The organism is Hyunsoonleella rubra (assembly GCF_042684665.1).
Classification (GTDB): Bacteria; Bacteroidota; Bacteroidia; order Flavobacteriales; family Flavobacteriaceae; genus Jejuia; species Jejuia rubra.
Window position 1 is genome coordinate 1,826 of the sequence record NZ_JBHULY010000013.1, and the last position, 20,898, is coordinate 22,723.

Consider the following 20,898-nt stretch of genomic DNA (forward strand, 5'->3'; position numbering starts at 1 on the left):
GTGGTATCCAGGGCCAGCGACTGTATGCCGCAGGCGTCGTTGGACCCGTTGTCGATATCCGCCGTTGTGATTGAGGCATTTCCGGAAGCGTCGAGCTGTATGGTAATGTCCTGACAAATGGCAGTTGGGGCTTCATTGTCAGAAATAGTAATTGTGACTAAACATTGGGCAGTATTGCCATTTCCATCATCTACAGTCCATGTGATGGCAGTATCCCCAACGGATAGTACTTCACCAGCTATAGAGGCTGTACCATTTAAATCGTTCGTTAATGTGGCAGGACAATTATCATTGAAAGTTGGGTCAAATTCAGATCCTTGAACTGTATATTGACATACACCAGAATCAGTATTTCGAGTCGCATTTGAACACGAAATAGAAGGTGTAATATTATCCACAACGGTAACTTTTTGTTCACAAGTAGCGGTGTTTCCAGCACTATCAGTGACTGTCCAAGTCACTGTTGTTTCACCAACCGCAAAAGGCTCAGAAGCATCATTAGTTACATTAGCAACCCCGCAATTATCAGCGGTAGTCGGTGTTCCCAAGTTTACTCCAGAGGCAGTACATAATCCAGTATCAACATTTACAGTTACATCGGCAGGGCATGTAATGGTAGGATCTTCATTATCGTTTACTAAAATAATTGGGTTAGTGGATGAAGTTCTTTCACAATTGTTGGTATAGGTATCTCTGACTACTAAATTATAGGAGTTTGGACCTAATCCTGTAAAGTCAACACCCGATTGCCAGGTTGAGCCGCCATCAATGGAGTACTCGTACTGGTCTGGGTTTGTGCCAATAACATTTAATGGGCTTAAAACTGTTATGGTTTGGTTGTTGTTTCCCTGACTACAATCCGTATCAAATGTTGGCTCAGGGGGTAAAGCCACGTACATTAAAGTTACGCTACCAGTATCACAAACCGTAGTGTTAGGCGGAGGTAAACATAGTTCATAATCAAATGTAGCATCGCCAATAAAGCCAGATACAGGCACAAAAGTGTAAGTACCATCAGAGTTTAGCGTAAGGGTTCCTTCTGTGACAGGATTAGGTTCTGTTCCTGGAACAACACTATATGTAGAACCTGTTGGCTCATTATTTAAAATATTCAAATCACCCATATAGGTTTCATCTAAACATTCAATAAGTTGTTGGTCCACAGCATACTTCTGTAATAAGAAGAACTTTCCATCACCGTGGTCAGACGTGGCACCTGTGAACACAATTCTTGTAATACTTGAACCCGTAGGAGCCAATTCGTTTAAAAAGAAAAGGGCAATACCTATAGTTTGTCCATTATCGTTACATCTTCCAGATCTCCAATAGTCAGAACCGGCATTGGGCGCACCAAAAGTACACCCAGTATAGTTACCGCTATTTCTTACAAAAGTATCTCCAAGAATTTGTTCCGGGCCTCCTCCAACAGGTGTCCCCCAAACTTCAATGTAATAACAGTTGTTTCCACCGCGCTCTGTAACTGCCAAAACCCCATCGCTATTGGAGGGGATTGCAGGGCTATAAAATAGAGTTTGCTGTTGGGCATCCGTTGTTGATGTCTGGGTAAAGTCATTACAAAAACTTCTACCGTTTTGGTTTGAAGAGAAATAGTGATTCAAATTCTGATCCTGAAAAGCGTCAAGAGCGTCATTGGCCCAATTCGGGTCGTTTGAGGTTGTATGGTCCGGTGGCGGTCCTTGATTTTCAAAAATCCTATTAAAGGCATGGCCTGAGGGACCTAATCTGGTTAATTGGTAGCTGGAAGGGACAACGAACGTATTATAGTCCACCCCATTTATTTCCACCCTATCAATAGTAGCAGGGTCTGTATTAAAAGTTTGGGTATCAGACCAAAAAAATTGTACTCCTGTTTGAACTGATGGTTCCTGTACACCGATTTGAGCACTAAGCGCAAAAGGTAATACAGCAATAAGAGCAATAGCTAAAACCCTTATTTTTTTAACCGTTGAAGAAAAATTGTATTTATTTCTCATATCGTACAAAATAAATTGTGATGTATATTATTTTCAAATGCGTTACTAAATGATTTGGCATTGTAAGGTTGATCATCGAGTTTTTTAATCCATATAACCGATGATGTATTTACATATGTTAATTGTCCTTTCATGCTACATTTAGTTTGTTCATGGCCAAAACCAACAAATCCAGCAACTACAGCCTGTAGCGCTGATTCGGTAAAACAAAAAACTTTAAGCTTTTGAGGGAAAAACTGAGAGGGAAAGTAGTGGCTATAGAAGCCATTTTGTTCTGTGAAAGTTGATTTGGGGTCATTATTTTTAGGTTTATAGGTAAAACAAATAGACGTATATCTTGTATGTTTTTCAAAAAAAAATGTTAAACCACAAATATAATCGACGAAAAGAACTCATTTTTTCGATTACCGAAGTAATGTGCAATTCGTCGAACGAAGTGCGATAACTTGCTTTAAACTTGGTGGTTAGCATTCGTTTTATTTTAAAACTCTAGGTTTTTGGTTAATTTAACGTAATTTTATGAAGCAAATAAATTGAATTTTATCGATAAAAGCAACATTTTAACGATAAAAATTGCATTTAATCGAAAATTAATGAAAAAATTAATCCTCATACGGCATGCAAAATCTAGCTGGGAACACGATGTTATTGATCACAAACGACCTTTAAGCAAAAGAGGAATCAAAGATGCCAATTTAGTCGCAAAGCAACTGAAATCATTGGAGTTTACAGCTGACTTGGTTTTAATTAGTGATGCTACAAGAACGACACTTACAGCTAATATCATTCTACCAGAATTGAATATAGATAAAGAAAAAATTGTTTTAACCCATGATTTATACGATTTTTCGGGAATAAATTTAACTAAAGTGATTAAGAATTGTAAGGATCATTTAGAAACCTTGCTTGTATTTGGACATAACCATGCCGTTACTGGGTTTGTAAATGCTTACGGTAGCGCATATATTGATAATGTACCTACCTGTGGCGTAGTTGTTATCGAGTTCGATACGAATGAATGGCCCAATATTTCGTCAGGAAAAACTTTGACCTCTATTTTCCCAAGAGATTTAAGACCCTAAAAGGTTGATGAGATGAAGGTAGTTTTATTCCTTATTTCTTCCGAAAAAATTGCTAAAATATAGTTGATCGGGCTTACTATTCTCTTCGAAATAAAATATATTTGTTTGAGACTAAACAATTTTCAAAATGACGAAAGACGATAGTGTTGAAAACAGATATATTAATAGGGAAATAAGTTGGCTTCAGTTTAACGCTAGAGTACTTCAGGAAGCCGCAGATGAAAGAGTACCCTTGATAGAAAGGTTAAGGTTTCTGGGGATTTTTTCCAATAATTTGGATGAGTTTTTTAAGGTAAGATACGCCACGGTAAAGCGTATTGTTGAAGCGGGTAAAGGCGGTAAAAGCGAGCTGGGGGGCATAAAGGCAAAGGAACTTCTTGAGATTATCACAAAAATTGTTATTGACCAGCAGAATCATAGTATTGATGTACTGGATGACATTGACTCAGCCCTTAAAGACGAAAATATTTTTGTTATTGATGAAACCAAGGTGGATCGGAACCAACATGATTTTATCAAAAAATACTACAAGCAAAACATAAGTACTGGTTTGGTGACCATCATTTTAAATGATTTGGTGGTTTTGCCCAATTTAAAGGATAGTGCCGCGTATTTGGCCGTGAAAATGCAAATGGCAGATGGTTCCAAACAGTATGCATTAATCGAGATACCGCGGGCAGCAAAACGTTTTGTTGTATTGCCCAAGCAGGGCGATAAAAATTTTATCATTATGATCGATGACCTTTTGCGCTATTGTTTAGAAGATATCTTCAATATTTTCGATTACAAAACCATTTCGGCACACATGATTAAAATCACAAGGGATGGGGAACTGGACTTTGATAGTGATTTCAGTAAAAGTTTTGTCGAAAAATTATCCGATAGCGTCAAACATCGAGAAATCAGCGAACCGGTCCGTTTTGTTTATGATAAAACTATTGATAGCGACACCTTGGAATATCTTATGGAAAAAATGGGTATTGATAATACCGATAGTATCATTCCTGGAGGAAAATACCATAATAAGCGGGATTATATGGGGTTCCCAAGTTTGGGAAGAACAGAATTGCTGTATGATAAAATTGTCCCTCTTGAGGTTAAAGGCTTAAGTTTAGAGACCAGTATTTTCAAGGATATCAAGGAAAAGGACTATATGATCCATGCACCTTATCACACCTTCTCCTACGTGGTTAAATTTTTAAGGGAAGCCGCGTTGGATCCTAAAGTAACTACTATAAAGATCACCATTTACAGGCTGGCAGAGATTTCTCATGTAGCTAGTTCTCTAATCAACGCGGCAATTAACGGCAAAACGGTTACAGTTTCCATCGAGCTAAGGGCGCGATTTGACGAACAGGCCAATATTAAGTACGCTGAACAAATGAGAAAAGAGGGCGTAAACCTAATTTTTGGAGTTCCGGGTTTAAAAGTGCACAGTAAAATGTGTGTTATTGAGCGTGAGGAAAACAAAAAAATAAAGCGTTATGGATTTATTAGTACGGGCAACTTTAATGAGTCCACAGCAAAGATCTATACCGATTATACCTTGTTCACCTATAATCAGCCACTATTAAAAGAGGTCAACAAGATTTTTAATTTCTTTGAGGCAAACTATCGGGTGTATTCCTATAAGCACCTAATTGTTTCACCCCATTACACCGAAAGTACCATTTTTAAGTTGATCGATGAGCAGATACAGGAAAGTAAAAGGGGTAATGGTGGCTATATCCGGCTGAAAATGAATAGTATTTCAAATTACCCAATGGTGGATAAACTCTACGAAGCCAGTAATGCTGGCGTAAAAATTGAAATGATTGTTAGGGGTATTTGCTGTTTGGTGCCGGGGATAGAGGGTATGAGCAAGAACATAAAGGTTATCGGTATCGTTGATAAATTTTTGGAACACCCGCGTGTATATATGTTTGGAAAGGATGAAAATGTAAAAATCTATATTTCGTCGGCCGATTTGATGACGAGGAATATCCATAATAGGGTGGAGGTAAGTTGTCCTATTTACGATAATGATATCAAAAGGGAGATCATTGACAACTTCAATATTTGTTGGAACGATAATGTAAAGGCTCGATTGATAAATACAAAAACAGAAAATGAATACAGGGTTGACGATAAACCTGCATTAAGGTCGCAGATCGCTTTGTATGATTATTATTTAGACAAGCTAAAGAACTGAAATGCTATCGATTAAAAAGTATGCGGCCATTGATATTGGCTCCAACGCCGTTAGGTTGTTGATTTCAAATGTTATTGAAGAAAAGGGTAGGCCCGTTGTTTTTAAAAAGAACTCATTGGTCCGTGTTCCCGTAAGATTAGGAGCCGATGTTTTCATAAAAGGGCGTATTTCCAAAGAGAATTTCGAGAGGATGAAGGATACCATGCTGGCATTTAAATTGTTGATGCAAGCCCATAAAGTGTTGAAGTACAAGGCCTGTGCCACATCCGCCATGCGGGAATCCAAAAACGGAAAAGCGGTGGTGGACGGTATTTTAGAGCATTCTGGCATTAGTATTGATGTAATTGGTGGAGAGGAGGAAGCGGCAATTATTGCGGCCACGGACTTGAACTCATATATTGACCCAAGCAAAGTTTATCTATATGTTGACGTTGGGGGCGGAAGTACCGAATTTTCAGTTATCAATAATGGGAAGCAAATTGTATCCCGCTCCTTCAAGATTGGCACCGTTCGCTTACTTAATGATATGGTTAAAAATGAGGCCTGGATAGAGCTGGAGCAATGGATCAAGGAGCATACATGGCAGTATGAAAAGATTAACGTTTTAGGTTCCGGAGGAAACATCAATAAAATCTTTAAGATCTCTGGTAAGGCAGTAGGTAAACCTTTGACCTACTTCTATTTAACCACCTATTACAATACCCTACAAAGTTATTCCTATGAAGAAAGGATTACAGAGCTAAACCTAAATCAGGACAGGGCTGACGTGATTATTCCAGCGATGAGGATTTACCTTTCAGCCATGAAGTGGAGTAAGGCTAAACATATCTACGTTCCTAAAATTGGATTGGCAGATGGTATTATCAAAAGTATATACTATAATACCGTTTCGAGCAATACACAGTAAAATTCGGTATTTCGTCCTGTATCGGGGTGCTATTTCATTTTATCCTATATATTTGTTTCATATTTATATTTGTTTAAGCTCCAAATCTTACAAAATATGAAACTCTTATATGTTGTTAATCAGATCAATGGAACAACAGGATTAGAACGGATACTGGCCATTAAGGCCAATTATTTCATTAAGGAATTTAACTACGATATCGTGATGGTTACCCTTAATGAGGTTGAAGAAACCCCGTTTTTTGATCTTAATGAGAGTATCAAGATTATCCGACTTCCCAATAAGTCCAATCCCTTGAGCCACATTACCCAATTTGGCAAAATCAATAAAATTTTAAAGCAGGAATCTCCGGATACGGTGATTATTTGCATTGATAATATTTTCGGATTGTACCTTCCCGCTTTTCTGAAAAAGAAATACACTTATGTTTACGAACGCCATAATTCGAAACGTGTAAATTTAGGTCAGGGTGCAACATCTTTTAAAGCTAAGGTTTTAAATGGCATCAAAAAGAAATTGCTTGATAGAGGCGGTAAACATTATGATACTGTAGTTTTATTATCTGATGATCACCTAGCTGAATGGAGCCACCTGAAAAATCTGAAGGTCATCAACAACCCGCTTATTTTTTATCCCGAAACCTACGCCAAATTGGAAAATAAACGTGTTTTGGCTGTTGGAAGGCATACGCACCAGAAAGGGTTTGATATGCTGATGAAAAGTTGGGCAAAGGTTGTTGAGAAACATAAGGATTGGAAACTGGATGTTTATGGTAAAAAGGATCATGATTCAAGTTATATGGACCTGGCCAAAGCTTATGGTATTACGGATTACGTAACCTTTCACGACCCAGTCCCAAATATCATGGAGGTGTATTTGGAGTCATCCATTTATGCGCTTTCCTCAAGATATGAAGGGTTTCCGCTGGTGTTAATTGAGACCATGGCCTGCGGTGTACCTGCAGTGGCTTTTAACTGCCCATGCGGAGTAAAGGAGCTAATAACCCACGGGGAAGACGGGCTTCATGTGCCTGTGGACGATACGGATGAATTTGCTAAATCATTAATATATTTAATCGAAAATCAGGAAATTAGGACAAAAATGGGGGCTAAAGCTCGAAAAAATATTTTACGTTTGTCTCCAGAAAACATATTTCCGCAATGGAAAAATTTATTTGAACAACTGTCAGCTTAATAGAAACCCTCGCTATTACTCTGGCTTAAAAATTTTTTATTATGAAAAAATTAATACTCTTAGCTGTACTGCTTGGCTTATCAATCGAAGGGTTTTCGCAAACATATGGTGTGCGTGCAGGATATACGATTTCGAATTTGGATTTTAAGGATGCTCCGCCAATGGAGAACAAACATAGAAATAGTTTCTATCTTGGTTTTTATGGGGATTTCAGATTATCTAATTCAGTGTCTGTCGTTCCCGAGCTTCAGTTTTCTCCGGAAGGCGCAAAGGACGAAACACTACATTTGGATTTAATTCAAATGCCAGTATTGTTCAAGTTTAGGTTACACCAAAGATGGCGTTTTGGTATTGGCCCGCAGGTAGCCTTAAAATCTCATAAGGAAGGCGACATGATGCGTAATTTTCATTACTCTGCTATTGCAGGTGTGGAATTTAAACTGAATCAAATGTTTTACGTAGACGCCAGATACAGCTATGGTGTCACCAATATTTTTGACGATTTCGTGGCAGCGGAAGCAAGAAATACTAATATTCAATTAGGGGTAGGTTATCAGTTTTAACTATAAAAGTAGGAATACTGGGGTGCAAAACGTTTAACTTAGAGTTTTTTTCAGTTAGAAGTCATTATTTCTTAACAAATTTTATTGTATTTATTGTTGCGTTTCTTTCATCTGATAACTGCAAAAAATATACACCAGAATTGAGATCTTTTAGGTCAATTTGATTAAAATTTAAGGTTTTTTTCTTTGATATTAGTTTTCCGTTAAGCGTGCGGACGGTATAAGTTGGGCTTATAGAGTTTTTATGTTGAAACTCTAAAAACAGGAAGTCTTTAACTGGATTTGGGTATACTTTAACTATATTTTTTATATTGAATGTTTCAGTAGAAATAATACGTTCTGTTCCATAAACAATTCTATCTCCGTCAGAATTTGTTAGTGTTAATGTGTTTCCTTGGCTGGATAATTCAAAATTAAACGTATTTGTATCTGTATTCGATAACATCGAGTTATATAGCTCATGATAATTAGTGGTGCAATTATTTGAATTTGAGGAGTTTAATTGTAATATTGAAAGTTTGTTTTTATTTTCAACATACATATCATAGACACCGTCAAAAGTATTACATCCATCATTACCGGTAAACAAAGGTTCGTAAATAGCTAAATGTTCAGTTGTAGATAGGTTTATATATGGCGCATCAGTGGGAGGAACAAAAATTTCTTCACCCCCTGTCTCTATCTTAATCAAATACCAATCCTTATTGAATAATTGTTTATCTTCTGGCTTACTTTTTTTATAGTAGGCATAATTTCCATCTTCATCAATAAGTTTGAGTATTTGGTTGGGTCCTGAGCCAGAAACTTCAAAGAAAAAATCTTCAAGAATGATATTAAAATAAATACCTTCAAAGAATTTTGCTGGACCTTCACAGCCAGCTAAAGTCACAGATCCACTGGTAATACGTATTAAGTTATTATCAAGATTATAATTGCCCCAAAAACCTTCACATGCACCAGTACCAGAAAATTCGGTTAAATTTTCTTTGAACTCAAAATCAATCCAAATGTTAGCACTATTGTAGTAGTTGTCAAATTGTATACCCTCATAGTTGATATGATGCAAAAACCACCTGACATTAGTTGGTAAGTTTTGGCTTAGACCAGAGAAATAGACCAAGAACAAGAGTAATGTAGGGATTATGTATTTCATATGGAAAGAAATTATTCATAATTAAAGGTACGAAATTCTATCCATGTACAGTACTATTCTTACCCAATTTTTTCATTATTTCAGCCTCATATTCAAGAAGTTGTTGCCATTTTGTATCAACTTCTTTTTTATTGCCATACTTTCGGGCGAAGCCCAAAAACATGGTGTAATGATTGGCTTCGCTTACCATCAAATTTCTATAAAAAGTAGCTAACTCCTGATCTTCGAGCTCTTCCGAAAGCAATCTAAACCTTTCACAACTTCGCGCCTCGATTAATGCTGCGTATAATAATCGATGAACTAACTGTGTGGTTCTGCTACCTCCTTTTGGAAAAAACTTCATCAGTTCCACCACATATTCGTCTTTTCGGTCTCGACCCAAAGTCCAACCGCGTTCGATGATTTTATCGTGCACCATTTTAAAATGACTGATTTCCTCTTTTACAAGAGCCACCATTTCCTGAACCAATTCGGTATATTCCGGAAAGCCGACAATTAGGGATATTGCCGTACTAGTTGCTTTTTGCTCACAAAAGGCATGGTCGGTCAAAATTTCTTCGATGTTCTTTTCTACGATATTTACCCAACGCGGGTCTGTCGGTAATTTTAATCCTAGCATTGTTCAAATTCTTAAAGGTCCAAACCAAAGGTTTTCTTTAGTAGCTCAATCGAGGCGTTTTTCTCTTTTAGCTTTTCGTACTTCTCTCGGGTAGTGTAAGCATATTGAACGTTTTTTTCTTCATTGACCGTGATGGAAAGCGCTATATCATAATTATTTAGCGACTTTTTTAAATACATCATTAGCTCATATTGGGCACGTTCTAATTCTACTTTGTTGGTTTCGTTCGGGAATTCCAAATGTATCTCAGTACCCTTCAATTTAGGAGTGTCAATGGTCAAAATGGAAGCCAAATTGTGTCGGCCCTTTTCCTGAATTATTTTGGTATAGGCTTGCCAATGAGTGATTAATTCCTGTTCCGTAAAATCTTCCTTTGGGAGTTCCTCGTCATCAACAATGACTTCCATTTGGCGGATTTGGTGTTCTTTTTCTTTCTGAAGACTTTTAATGCTGATACCCGAAACATAATTCTTTTCACGGGTCAGGACTATTTTCTTAGGGGCTTTAACCTTGAATTGTTCTACAACCGCTGTATTGGATTCTTGAGGTTCATCGTAAGCCGTTTCCTTGTCGGCTGGTTCGGGTTGCTTTTCGTCTGTTTTGGGCTTGCGCTCAGCCACATTTACAGGAATAGGTTTGATACCTTTTTTCTGGAAATAGGAAGCCGGAATTATATAGTGCTTAGCCTTTTTTTTTTCGCCTTCAAACGTCAATGAGGCCAGTTGCATTAAACAGAGTTCCACCAACAAGCGTTGATTTTTGCTGGTTTTGTATTTGAGGTCGCACTCGTTGGCCAATTCGATTCCTGTGAGTAAGAATCCCTGTGAAGCTTTTTTGGATTGCTCCAAATATTTCTTTTTGATTTGATCGCCAACTTCAAGAAGCGCAATTGTACTTTGGGTTTTGCTCACCAATAAATCCCTAAAATGGGAAGCTAAACCGGCAATATAATGGTGACCGTCAAAACCTTTGGAAAGTGTTGTGTTGAATTGTAATAGCAAATCAGGAATATTGTTTTCCAAAATTAAATCCGTACTGGTAAAATAGGTCTCGTAGTCCAGCACGTTCAGGTTTTTCGTAACCGCTTGTCTGGTCAGGTTTTTTCCAGAAAAACTTACCACTCGATCAAAAATGGAAAGGGCGTCGCGCATGGCGCCATCTGCTTTTTGGGCAATGATATGCAATGCATCGTCTTCCGCAGAAACCCCTTGTTCCTCTGCAATATATTTAAGATATTCCTTAGCATCCTTAACAGTGATACGTTTAAAATCAAAGATTTGGCATCGCGATAAAATCGTTGGGATGATTTTATGCTTTTCGGTGGTAGCTAAAATAAAGATGCAGTGCTTTGGGGGCTCTTCTAAGGTTTTTAAAAAGGCATTGAAAGCGGCCTGAGACAGCATGTGTACCTCATCAATAATATATACTTTGTATTTGCCTACCTGCGGTGGAATCCGCACTTGATCGGTGAGGTTTCTAATATCGTCTACCGAGTTGTTAGAGGCTGCATCCAGTTCAAAAATGTTAAAGGCAAAATCCTCGTCATCGGTTTCCGTACCATCGCTGTTGATCATTTTAGCCAAAATACGGGCGCAAGTGGTTTTGCCCACGCCGCGTGGCCCAGTGAATAGCAGGGCCTGTGCCAAATGGTTGTTTTCAATGGCGTTGAGCAAGGTATTGGTAATAGCCTGTTGCCCCACCACATCCTTAAAGGTCTGTGGGCGGTATTTTCTGGCTGATACTACAAAATGCTCCATGGAAATTTACGTCAGTTTGAGTGATTTTCGATAGAAAATTGTATCGAAAACAAGTAAATTTTGTTCTATAATGTTTCTCGATACATTCCGAAACTTGTTTCGGAACACTCGAAATGACATCCGGAAACAAATTTAATTATCTCTTTTCAGAATTCAGAATTCAGACTTTAGAATTTGATAGGAGTTATTAACAAAGCATATTAAAACTTTTAGCTGGTTTATAATAAATTTGTAAGAAAAAATACCTATCTTCGTTTGCCGTTGGATATAAGTCATCAAAACGACGCATATCCTTAAGTTGTAGTGCACATAAATAAAACGAAATGGAAAATAAATTTAAAATATCTTTCGCAGTTATATTGATTTTAGTAATAATTGGATGTCAGAACATTGACAAAAAAGAAAAAGAGTCAGTACAAAAAAAAGTAGCCTTGATTCAATTGGAATTTGGAAAATGGAAAACACAAAATGACAGTCTTGGTGTTGAATTAGATGTTAATAATTTTGACAACTGGTTTGACTTAGTTAATAGGACTGAAAAAATTGTCTGTAATGATAGTTTGCCAAAAATAACTTTAACAACAGATAGCGAAATCAAAACCATTTATTTCAGAAACACTTGTCTAAAAGAAGGCTCAGCTAGAATTATAAAAGCTAAAAATGTAATAGGAATCTATAATAATACGATTAATAAAAATAAAGAACATGGTATTCCCTTGGATAGTTTGGCAAGTGTTTTAAGAAAAGATATTCAAAATAAAGGGAAAAACCCAGAATTGAGCGAAAGCCCGGAAAAGCTAACGATATGTATTCAATATGGCGATAAAAATGATTTTAAAAATCTACCTAACATCTTAAAACAACTTACTGCAACTTACTACCGAATCACAAATAGATCGGATTTGAAAATACTTTTAGTTGATGAAAACTACTTTAATCCACCGCCACCGGCAAAAGCTAAAATTTAAAAATACGCATCACGGCTCATACACAAAACCAGTAAACGAGCCATCCCAAAAATACAGGAAATTAATTTTAAGGTATTGAGCTAGCAAGTACCCCCGCGTTAAGGATTGAAGTGGCATCCTTTTTAAACTTTGAAAATCAAGCTTATGAGGAACGTAAATGATTGAGATTGCCACGTCGTAAACTCCTCGCAAAGACGAATTGTTTAAAAAGATATAGCGGAAAGCCTGACCCTCCCGATAGCTATCGGGAGGGTAACGCCCAAAATAAAAATTTCATTTACATCTTTAACCATCGTATTTTTGCATTTGAGTAAACCGCCCTATCGCGGTGACGATTAATGTTACCGAGGAAAGTCCGAACACCATAGTGCAGCATAGTGGTTAACAGCCACCGGCCGTGAGGTTAGGAAAAGTGCAACAGAAAGTATGTACGGGTAAGGCCGTAGTGAAATCAGGTAAACTCTATGTGGTGCAATGCCATGTATACCAGCGTTTAGGGTGGCACGCCCGATGCTGGAGGGTAGGCAGCTTGAGTGTACTGGCAACAGTGCGCCGAGATAAATGATGGGGATCGCGCCTTGGCGTGATACAGAATTCGGCTTATAGATTTGCTCGGGCATAAATAAACCCTTCTCGAATTTTCAAGAAGGGTTTATCGTTAAAATTGGTTGGTGACTAATTGAATAATTATTGCGTTTTTGGCGAATAGGACAAATCCCTTCTAATTTCACCTGTAACTTCTTCTACTTTTGTAGCGTAGTTCATGACTTTCATAAAGGTTTCCCAGCGATCTGGGCCAAGCACTTTTTTATTTTCTTCTTCCTTGGTTGCCGATTCAATGGCATCTTTGCTGGACATGGCTACCATGTAGTAATTGTCCGTGGTGCCAAACCCAGTGTGGTATATTCTGTAATAGCTTTTAGAACCTTTTGAAGCAAACATTTCTTTTACGGCTTTCATACCTTCCTTTATTTTGGCATGATCTTTTGGTAAATAGTGGATGAAGTAATAGTCCCGGTAGTCCTGGCCTTCCTGTGTTTGGGATATGCCATCTGGCATATAGCTCAGTTCTTCGTTCATTACAATGATGTAATCGTAATGGGAGTTATAACATTGGTCAAAACGATCAAACATATCTCCAAAATCTTTGCCCATGGCCTTGGCCATTTCAGCAAAGGGTCTGTCGTCCAAGTCAGCAAATTTCTCTACTGGTGAAACATAAAGATAGCGCATGTCGTCCATGGTGGCGCATAGCCAGGCCCCTGGGAAGTTGTGCTTGACGCAGGCTTCGTTAAATTCTTTAGCTATTTTCTCATACTCCATCAATTTTGAGGGCAAAACATTGTCCTGATGTACACGGTAGAATTTTTGAAATGCTTGAGAAACGTTTACAGTAAGGCAGCATAAAAATGCCAATACGATTGTCTTTTTGATAGTTTTCATAGTTTGTAATGTTTATGGTTAGTATTTCAATTTAAACCATAATCATATTACATAAAAAGAAACTGCTTTTTACGGTGAGAGAGAAGTGTCATTTGAGCGTGGGACGCTTAGGGAGATGTCTAAGGTACTAAAAAAAAGAGGGTACATCTATTAACAAATGTTAATAACCTATTCAAAAAATGAAAATACAGAACCACCATATTTTTTTTGGTAGGCAAAATTAGGAAATTGCGATAAGTCAGTGTGTTTGGAATGCTCGATGATTAAGGTGCCGTTTTCCTGCAGTAATTCATTTTGGAAAACCAGCTCGGGAATTTTGGCAAACTGTGCCTCATCAAAATTATAAGGTGGGTCGGCAAAAATCAAATTGCTTTTTATACGGGTTTGTTCCAAAAACTTGAAAACATCGCTTTTGATTGAGGAAATAGGCATTTCAAATTGTTCGGCTATTTGGTTTATGAATTTTATACAACCAAAATGTCGATCAACGCAGGTAATGCTTTCAGTACCCCTTGAGGCGAATTCATAACTGATATTTCCTGTTCCGGCAAACAAATCCAATACCGTAATCTCATCAAAATAGTACTGATTGTTTAAAATATTGAATAGGGATTCCTTAGCCATATCCGTCGTTGGACGTACAGGTAGATTTTTAGGTGCTAAAATTCTTCGGCCTTTATATTCCCCTGATATAATACGCATTAAAAGCTATTGATTAGAGTAAAATGAGAATAGTCTGTAGCAGGTTTCTTCGAATAGTTATAACCATCATTTCGTTTACCAAAACTTAAATGCCGGATATATTTGTGCGCAATTTCATAAAGTGAATCACCTTCCTCAATATTCCCCAAAAACACTAAGTCAAAAGTTTCGGGGTCGAGTTCCAGTTGCTCTGAGGTAAATAGGATATAGTAGATAAAATCTTCAGGGTTTTTGTAATCAAACGTGTTATAGAGTTTCAATTTTTCCTTGTCGAGAACAATAACTTCAAAATGGGAATCGCATACGTTTACATACATTCTTTTGGTGTCATTGCCCTTTTCCTGCTTTAGAATCTGCTCAATTAAAATAGTCGAAAAGTGCTTATAGGTAAACTCACCAAATTTGCTGTAGATATAATTGTTAATATTCACATAGGGTACGTAAACATTCATGCAATTGTTTACATCAACAGGGTCATAAGTTATAAAATCAGATTTTAATATTTTAGAATTGAACTTCAAGTAATCGGCCAAAAAATCTTCATTGAACAAAGGTTTAGGCACTAGAGTTGATAAATCATTTTCATGGATCAACTGGATATCGTCAAAAGTATTTTGAAGCGCTTCTTCACTTTCAAATAAAGCTTTCAATTGATCCAGCGCCTCAAAGGGATTCACTTTTTTGTCAAATTTGATTTCCTTTATTGAGGTAATGGTATTCGAAGTTGTGTGCAGGATACAAAAAGAAAGTCCACTCAAACTAATTTGAATGGACAGTTTATGATTGGATAGTGTGTTACTACTATTGCTCTTCTTTGGTGTCATAAAATTTAGCCCAATTCCCAGTGGTTTGTGCTTCTTCCATGGAGCCAATTCTAATGGCATCGCCTTGTACACCAACAACTGATGAGATTACCTCATTTTCAACATTGATAAGGTTTTTGTCTTGATCATGCAAAACAACTTCCTTTTTAACAAGAGCTTCAAATACTGGAATTCTAATATCGTTCTGCTCAATAAATCCTGCTTTCAGTTCAAACTTAGAACCAGGTTTTCCAACAGGAACATTCATCATTCTCTTGTATCTGTCAGAATCCTTGAAAATGGAATCTTTTACTGATTTTGTTCCTAAAGTATCAATAATAACTATGTCCTTAAAAGTCTCCACGCCTCCGTACCTTCTGGTTAATTCTTCGTCTACCACACTGGAATCCCTGCGCTGTGTCAATGTAAACTTGGCTGTGTCAATAAACTTTACTAGATTGTTAAAATCACCAGCAAATTTCCCTGTTACTTGCTTGTGTGCCAATTGTGCATCCCTGATATCCTTCAATTGATCGATGACGACTTGATAGCGCTTTTCTTTTAGCTTATTAAATTTAATTGGGCCGTAAACTGACATAAACGTGTTGTAAGCCAGAAGGCCAATCAAAGCCCAAAGAGCCAAAATTAAAACAGGTTTAAGTTTTTTCGGTAAGAACTTATCAACTAGCTTTACCAAGCCAATCGTTACCAAAATTGCACCAACGATTACTAAAATTATTTTTAACATGGTATCTTATTTCGTTAAAAGTTTATTAATGGTCTTTCGCAAATCTACAATTTTTTTTTAATGGTTAAAACCTATTCTGAACAAAAATCATTTCTATATTTGGATAATTTCTAACCTATTTTGTTGCTGAATGACATCTTCTGAATTTTATTCGCTTATAAAACAAGACTTTGCCTTTCAGCCTACCTTAAAACAAGATATTGTACTTCAACAACTTTCTGAATTTATTTTTGACAAAGCACCTGATTCACTTTATGTTTTAAAGGGTTACGCGGGTACTGGAAAAACCACTATTGTAAGCACTATTGTGACCAATTTGTGGAAAGCTAAAATGAGTGCTGTTTTATTGGCACCCACGGGAAGGGCCGCCAAAGTAATCGCAAATTATTCTAAAAAGGAAGCTTTCACTATCCATAAGAAAATATATTTTCCGAAGAAGAGCAGTGGCGGTGGTGTGAAATTCATATTGCAACCAAATAAGCATAAAAACACCATCTTTATAGTGGACGAAGCATCAATGATTCCCGATACACCGGGGGATTCAAAACTCTTTGAAAACGGTTCGCTTTTGGATGATCTGATGCAATATGTCTATTCTGGGCATCGCTGTAAACTTCTATTGATTGGGGATACTGCTCAATTGCCTCCTGTAAAACTGGATATCAGCCCGGCTTTAGATGAAAATAAATTGGCTTTGAATTACAATAAAGAAGTGAAACGCATGGAGCTGGATGAAGTAGTGAGACAGGAACATGATTCTGGTATTTTAGCCAATGCTACAGGTTTAAGGGAGGCCCTGTCCAATGAGTTTCTTGATAATTTTAGGTTTGAAATTCAAGGCTTCGAGGATATCGTTCGGTTGGTGGACGGCTATGAAATTATGGATGCCATTAATGATGCTTACGGTAATTTGGGCTACGAGGAAACTGCCATTATCGTGCGCAGTAATAAGCGGGCCAACATGTATAATCAACAGATTAGGAGCAGGATTTTATTTAATGAAAATGAACTGAGTGCGGGCGATTATTTAATGGTTGTTAAAAACAACTATTTTTGGATTAAACCAACTACAGAAGCCGGGTTTATCGCCAATGGGGATATTGTTGAAGTTCTTGAGATTTTTAGGATTGAAGAATTGTATGGTTTTCGCTTTGCGGAAGTAAAAATCCGAATGGTGGATTATCCACGTATGCGACCTTTTGAAACAGTATTGTTGTTGGATACCATTCATGCTGAAACGCCCTCGTTGTCTTATGATGATTCCAATAGGCTATATCAAGAGGTGATGAAGGATTTTGAAAATGAAACGAGCAATTATAAAAAATTTTTAAAAGTGAAGAACAACAAGCACTTTAATGCCCTACAGGTTAAATTTTCTTATGCCATTACATGCCATAAATCCCAAGGTGGGCAGTGGCATACCGTTTTTGTGGAGCAACCCTATTTGCCCAATGGTATTGATAGTGATTACTTAAGATGGCTCTATACTGCCGTAACCCGAGCCACGGAAAAATTGTATCTTATAGGTTTTAAGGATGATTTCTTTGAAAACTAGTTATTAATGATTGAAAGCGAAACTATTATCAGTATTTGTTTGGGCATTGGCTTGGCGGCCTCAGTTGGATTTAGGGTATTTTTGCCATTGTTTGCGCTAAGTTTGGCCTCCTATTTTAGTGTTTGGCAACTGAATGCTTCCTGGGAATGGTTGGTTAGTATACCTGCGTTGATAACACTTGGTGTTGCTACTTTGGTGGAAATTTTTGCTTATTTCATTCCCTATGTTGATAATCTTTTGGACAGCATTGCAGTGCCCTTAGCGGCTATTGCAGGTACCGCAGTTGTGCTATCCACAGCGGCCGATATGAGTCCTGTGGTGACTTGGGCATTGGCTATCATTGCTGGAGGAGGAACAGCAGCAGCAATTGCTGGAGGTTCGGGAACAACGCGCTTGGCATCCACCGCTACCACTGGCGGTTTGGCAAACCCAGTAGTAAGTACCGTTGAAACCGGCACCTCTGTTGTAATGTCAGTTATCTCCATCTTTTTACCCGTTGTTGCTATTATCCTTGTAGCTCTTATTTTATTTATAATTTTCAAATTATACCGCCGTTTGAAACCCAGACAAACTATAAATAATTAGTTATTTTTGAATCTGAAATTGAATACACATGAAAATAATTTCAATGATCCCCGCACGTTATAGTGCCTCAAGATTCCCCGGTAAATTGATGCAGGATTTACATGGTAAAACCGTTATTTTTCGCACATACGAGGCCACGGTAGCTACCGGTCTTTTTGATGATGTTATCGTGGTAACCGATAGCGATCTCATCTTTAATGAAATTGAAAGGAATGGAGGCAAGGTCATGATGAGTCAAAAAGAACATGCCAGTGGTAGCGACAGGATTGCAGAAGCTGTTGGACAATTGGATATAGATGTGGTAGTTAATGTACAGGGTGATGAGCCCTTCACGGACACACAGTCCTTGAGCAAATTGATTGAAGTGTTTAAGGAAGATGATAAAAAGGAAGTAGATCTGGCCTCTTTGATGGTTCATATTGAAGATGAGAAAGAGATAAATAATCCTAATACCGTTAAAGTGGTCATTGACCAATCCAATTTTGCCCTATACTTCTCCCGTAGCCCTATTCCGTATCCTAGAGATAAAGAAGTGGACGTTAAATATTACAAGCATAAAGGGGTGTATGCTTTTAGAAAACAAGCACTTTTGGACTTTTCTCGTTTACCAATGATGACTTTGGAGGCGTCAGAAAAACTGGAGCAATTACGGTATTTGGAATACGGAAAACGTATAAAAATGGTTGAAACTGATGTTCAAGGTGTTGAAATTGATACCCCTGAAGATTTAGAACGCGCCAAAAAATTATGGAAATAAACTACGACGATATAAAAGTTATCGGCTTTGATGCCGATGATACCTTATGGGTAAACGAAACCTATTTTCGCGAAGCTGAAGAAGCTTTTGCCAAATTACTTTCAGAATACGAAACGCCCAATAAGATTGATCAGGAATTGTTTAAAATGGAAATTGGGAATTTGGGACTGTATGGTTATGGCGTAAAAGCGTTTACCCTATCCATGGTGGAATGTGCCTTGGAACTTTCCAATTACAACCTACCGAGTAGAAAAATGAACAAGATTTTGGACATTGGCAAAACCATGCTGAACAAGCCAGTGGAACTTTTGGACGGGGTAGAAGAGGTCTTAAAATCGCTTTCCAAAAAATACAGGTTAATATTAGCCACAAAAGGTGACTTGCTAGACCAAGAACGGAAATTGGAAAAATCGGGGCTGACCTCGTATTTTCATCATATTGAGGTGCTTAGCGATAAGAAAGAAAACAACTATGAGAAGCTTTTAAAGCATTTGGATATCAACCCTAGTGAGTTTTTGATGATTGGGAATTCCCTGAAATCGGACGTGTTGCCTTTGGTAAATATTGGAGCAAAAGCGATTCATGTTCCGTTTCACACCACATGGGCGCATGAAGAGGTAACAGAAAAGGAGACTAATGGTAAGACTTATAAAACCCTAAATTCACTGCGGGATGTTTTGCGGATTTTACCCGAAAATCAAACCTAGATATGCGATGTAAGGAAACTTTCATTCTATTTCCACCTGTAGAATTAAAATAATATTATTTTTACCCCTTGTAAAGAAGACGGATTCATGAGCTATAAAAACTTTCCAATGGTGCCAAGAGTTGTTTTTGGCCGAGGTAGTTTCGATCAATTAGGTGAATTAATTGAACCTAAACGTTTAAATATTAATGCACCATTTATCTTCTTGGTAGATGATGTTTTTAAACTGGATGGAGAATTAACCTCAAGAATTCCTTTAGCTTATAACGACCGGATTATTTACGTTTCCGCAGATGAGGAACCGAAAACCTCACAGGTGGATGAATTGGTGGAAAGTATCATTGTAACCTCCAAAGAACGGCCATCAGGAATAATTGGTGTCGGAGGAGGTACCATTTTGGATTTGGCCAAGGCTGTTGCCATTATGTTGACTAATAACGGAAAATCTGAGGATTATCAAGGATGGGATTTGGTCAAAAATAAAGCCGTATATCACGTAGGTATTCCCACTATCTCAGGAACTGGATCGGAAGTCTCCCGAACAACTGTATTAACTGGTCCAAAACGAAAGTTGGGCATCAATTCAGATTATACACCTTTTGACCAGGTTGTGCTAGACCCAGAGCTGACTAACGGCGTACCGAAAGACCAATGGTTCTACACAGGTATGGACTGTTTTATCCATAGTGTCGAGTCTCTAAACGGGACCTATTTAAATGCATTTAGTAAAACCTATGGTGATATGGCCTATGGATTGTGCAAGGAAATCTATTTAAATGGAGGACTACCCACCAAGGAAGCACAGGATAAGTTGATGATGGCGTCATGGCACGGAGGCATGAGCATTGCCTATTCGCAGGTTGGTGTTGCCCATGCTGTGAGTTATGGGCTATCTTATTTATTGGGCACCAAACACGGTATAGGCAACTGTATTGTATTTAATCACCTAGAGGAGTTTTATCCAAAGGATGTTGCTCTTTTTAAAACTATGATGGCAAAACACGATATCCAATTACCACAGGGTATTTGTTCGGATTTAAGCGAATCTGATTTGAATATAATGATTGATGTTGCTTTGGGATTGGAGCCCTTATGGGAAAATGCGGTTGGTAAAAACTGGAAAAAAACAATAACGTCAAAAAAGCTCAAGGAACTTTATCTCAAGATGTAA

Annotated in this window: 19 protein-coding genes and 1 other RNA gene; 12 read left to right on the forward strand and 8 right to left on the reverse strand. The window is 37.7% G+C overall.

Annotation, left to right across the window (positions count from 1 at the left end; translation table 11 throughout):
* Positions 1-1,994: HYR domain-containing protein (locus tag ACFSR8_RS06465; RefSeq protein WP_380290237.1), on the reverse strand; the 1,994-nt coding region annotated here is incomplete at its 3' end.
* A 593-nt stretch (positions 1,995-2,587) separates the two neighbouring features.
* Between ACFSR8_RS06465 and ACFSR8_RS06470 the strand changes: the two genes are divergently transcribed.
* The 5 genes from ACFSR8_RS06470 (at position 2,588) to ACFSR8_RS06490 (ending at position 7,931) form a co-directional block, all read left to right on the forward strand.
* Complete coding sequence (locus ACFSR8_RS06470) at positions 2,588-3,076, forward strand: SixA phosphatase family protein (RefSeq protein WP_380290239.1); 489 nt, start codon at positions 2,588-2,590, stop codon at positions 3,074-3,076.
* A 127-nt stretch (positions 3,077-3,203) separates the two neighbouring features.
* The gene (ppk1, locus tag ACFSR8_RS06475; RefSeq protein WP_380290241.1) at positions 3,204-5,267 is read left to right on the forward strand and encodes a polyphosphate kinase 1; all 2,064 of its coding nucleotides are present in this window, start codon (positions 3,204-3,206) and stop codon (positions 5,265-5,267) included.
* 1 nt (position 5,268) lies between these two features.
* Positions 5,269-6,174, forward strand: a complete 906-nt coding sequence (locus tag ACFSR8_RS06480) for a Ppx/GppA phosphatase family protein (protein ID WP_380290243.1) — start codon at positions 5,269-5,271, stop codon at positions 6,172-6,174.
* 96 nt (positions 6,175-6,270) lie between these two features.
* A complete protein-coding gene (locus ACFSR8_RS06485; protein ID WP_380290245.1) occupies positions 6,271-7,368 on the forward strand; it encodes a glycosyltransferase family 4 protein in 1,098 nt (365 codons plus the stop codon).
* Between the two features lie 41 nt (positions 7,369-7,409).
* On the forward strand, positions 7,410-7,931 hold the full coding sequence (locus tag ACFSR8_RS06490; protein ID WP_380290247.1) for a porin family protein: 522 nt from the start codon (positions 7,410-7,412) through the stop codon (positions 7,929-7,931).
* Between the two features lie 64 nt (positions 7,932-7,995).
* On the opposite strand, the gene ACFSR8_RS06495 is transcribed toward ACFSR8_RS06490, so the two are convergent.
* From ACFSR8_RS06495 to ACFSR8_RS06505, 3 genes are read right to left on the reverse strand one after another with little or no spacing between them, the layout of a single operon-like run.
* A complete protein-coding gene (locus ACFSR8_RS06495) occupies positions 7,996-9,084 on the reverse strand; it encodes an META domain-containing protein (RefSeq protein WP_380290249.1) in 1,089 nt (362 codons plus the stop codon).
* Between the two features lie 37 nt (positions 9,085-9,121).
* Positions 9,122-9,703: a tRNA-(ms[2]io[6]A)-hydroxylase gene (gene miaE, locus ACFSR8_RS06500; protein WP_380290251.1), complete on the reverse strand. Its 582-nt coding sequence runs from the start codon at positions 9,701-9,703 to the stop codon at positions 9,122-9,124.
* Positions 9,704-9,714: 11 nt separating this feature from the next.
* Positions 9,715-11,460, reverse strand: coding sequence for a DNA polymerase III subunit gamma/tau (locus ACFSR8_RS06505; RefSeq protein ID WP_380290253.1), 1,746 nt, complete (start codon positions 11,458-11,460; stop codon positions 9,715-9,717).
* A gap of 323 nt (positions 11,461-11,783) precedes the next feature.
* Here ACFSR8_RS06505 and ACFSR8_RS06510 point away from each other — a divergent pair, with 323 nt between their 5' ends.
* Complete coding sequence (locus ACFSR8_RS06510; RefSeq protein ID WP_380290255.1) at positions 11,784-12,428, forward strand: hypothetical protein; 645 nt, start codon at positions 11,784-11,786, stop codon at positions 12,426-12,428.
* A gap of 307 nt (positions 12,429-12,735) precedes the next feature.
* Positions 12,736-13,047, forward strand: an RNA gene (gene rnpB, locus ACFSR8_RS06515) — RNase P RNA component class A.
* A 68-nt stretch (positions 13,048-13,115) separates the two neighbouring features.
* Here rnpB and ACFSR8_RS06520 read toward each other — a convergent pair.
* The 4 genes from ACFSR8_RS06520 to ACFSR8_RS06535 form a co-directional block, all read right to left on the reverse strand.
* Positions 13,116-13,871 (reverse strand): hypothetical protein, encoded by a 756-nt coding sequence (locus tag ACFSR8_RS06520; protein WP_380290257.1) that lies wholly within the window; start codon positions 13,869-13,871, stop codon positions 13,116-13,118.
* A 168-nt stretch (positions 13,872-14,039) separates the two neighbouring features.
* Positions 14,040-14,573, reverse strand: coding sequence for a 16S rRNA (guanine(966)-N(2))-methyltransferase RsmD (rsmD, locus tag ACFSR8_RS06525; protein WP_380290259.1), 534 nt, complete (start codon positions 14,571-14,573; stop codon positions 14,040-14,042).
* Complete coding sequence (locus ACFSR8_RS06530; RefSeq protein ID WP_380290261.1) at positions 14,573-15,397, reverse strand: DUF3822 family protein; 825 nt, start codon at positions 15,395-15,397, stop codon at positions 14,573-14,575. The genes rsmD and ACFSR8_RS06530 overlap by 1 nt, the downstream gene beginning before the upstream one ends.
* Positions 15,375-16,124, reverse strand: a complete 750-nt coding sequence (locus ACFSR8_RS06535) for a hypothetical protein (protein ID WP_380290263.1) — start codon at positions 16,122-16,124, stop codon at positions 15,375-15,377. The genes ACFSR8_RS06530 and ACFSR8_RS06535 overlap by 23 nt, the downstream gene beginning before the upstream one ends.
* 130 nt (positions 16,125-16,254) lie before the next feature.
* On the opposite strand from ACFSR8_RS06535, the gene ACFSR8_RS06540 reads away from it, so the two are divergent.
* From ACFSR8_RS06540 to ACFSR8_RS06560, 5 genes are all read left to right on the forward strand, one after another.
* Positions 16,255-17,679 (forward strand): ATP-dependent DNA helicase, encoded by a 1,425-nt coding sequence (locus ACFSR8_RS06540; RefSeq protein ID WP_380290265.1) that lies wholly within the window; start codon positions 16,255-16,257, stop codon positions 17,677-17,679.
* 9 nt (positions 17,680-17,688) lie between these two features.
* Positions 17,689-18,264 (forward strand): DUF4126 domain-containing protein, encoded by a 576-nt coding sequence (locus ACFSR8_RS06545; RefSeq protein WP_380290630.1) that lies wholly within the window; start codon positions 17,689-17,691, stop codon positions 18,262-18,264.
* Positions 18,265-18,292: 28 nt separating this feature from the next.
* Positions 18,293-19,021 (forward strand): 3-deoxy-manno-octulosonate cytidylyltransferase, encoded by a 729-nt coding sequence (kdsB, locus tag ACFSR8_RS06550; protein WP_380290267.1) that lies wholly within the window; start codon positions 18,293-18,295, stop codon positions 19,019-19,021.
* A complete protein-coding gene (locus ACFSR8_RS06555; RefSeq protein WP_380290269.1) occupies positions 19,012-19,728 on the forward strand; it encodes an HAD family hydrolase in 717 nt (238 codons plus the stop codon). The genes kdsB and ACFSR8_RS06555 overlap by 10 nt, the downstream gene beginning before the upstream one ends.
* Positions 19,729-19,836: 108 nt before the next feature.
* On the forward strand, positions 19,837-20,898 hold the full coding sequence (locus ACFSR8_RS06560) for an iron-containing alcohol dehydrogenase family protein (RefSeq protein WP_380290271.1): 1,062 nt from the start codon (positions 19,837-19,839) through the stop codon (positions 20,896-20,898).

Bases quoted from the DNA above. Each gene is read 5' to 3' on its own strand.
- rsmD (WP_380290259.1), bottom strand. From the start codon at position 14,573: ATGCGTATTATATCAGGGGAATATAAAGGCCGAAGAATTTTAGCACCT.
- ACFSR8_RS06510 (WP_380290255.1), top strand. From the start codon at position 11,784: ATGGAAAATAAATTTAAAATATCTTTCGCAGTTATATTGATTTTAGTA.
- ACFSR8_RS06535 (WP_380290263.1), bottom strand. From the start codon at position 16,124: ATGTTAAAAATAATTTTAGTAATCGTTGGTGCAATTTTGGTAACGATT.
- ACFSR8_RS06520 (WP_380290257.1), bottom strand. From the start codon at position 13,871: ATGAAAACTATCAAAAAGACAATCGTATTGGCATTTTTATGCTGCCTT.
- ACFSR8_RS06485 (WP_380290245.1), top strand. From the start codon at position 6,271: ATGAAACTCTTATATGTTGTTAATCAGATCAATGGAACAACAGGATTA.
- ppk1 (WP_380290241.1), top strand. From the start codon at position 3,204: ATGACGAAAGACGATAGTGTTGAAAACAGATATATTAATAGGGAAATA.
- ACFSR8_RS06505 (WP_380290253.1), bottom strand. From the start codon at position 11,460: ATGGAGCATTTTGTAGTATCAGCCAGAAAATACCGCCCACAGACCTTT.
- kdsB (WP_380290267.1), top strand. From the start codon at position 18,293: ATGAAAATAATTTCAATGATCCCCGCACGTTATAGTGCCTCAAGATTC.
- ACFSR8_RS06530 (WP_380290261.1), bottom strand. From the start codon at position 15,397: ATGACACCAAAGAAGAGCAATAGTAGTAACACACTATCCAATCATAAA.
- ACFSR8_RS06480 (WP_380290243.1), top strand. From the start codon at position 5,269: ATGCTATCGATTAAAAAGTATGCGGCCATTGATATTGGCTCCAACGCC.
- ACFSR8_RS06490 (WP_380290247.1), top strand. From the start codon at position 7,410: ATGAAAAAATTAATACTCTTAGCTGTACTGCTTGGCTTATCAATCGAA.
- ACFSR8_RS06470 (WP_380290239.1), top strand. From the start codon at position 2,588: ATGAAAAAATTAATCCTCATACGGCATGCAAAATCTAGCTGGGAACAC.
- ACFSR8_RS06560 (WP_380290271.1), top strand. From the start codon at position 19,837: ATGGTGCCAAGAGTTGTTTTTGGCCGAGGTAGTTTCGATCAATTAGGT.
- ACFSR8_RS06540 (WP_380290265.1), top strand. From the start codon at position 16,255: ATGACATCTTCTGAATTTTATTCGCTTATAAAACAAGACTTTGCCTTT.
- miaE (WP_380290251.1), bottom strand. From the start codon at position 9,703: ATGCTAGGATTAAAATTACCGACAGACCCGCGTTGGGTAAATATCGTA.
- ACFSR8_RS06555 (WP_380290269.1), top strand. From the start codon at position 19,012: ATGGAAATAAACTACGACGATATAAAAGTTATCGGCTTTGATGCCGAT.
- ACFSR8_RS06495 (WP_380290249.1), bottom strand. From the start codon at position 9,084: ATGAAATACATAATCCCTACATTACTCTTGTTCTTGGTCTATTTCTCT.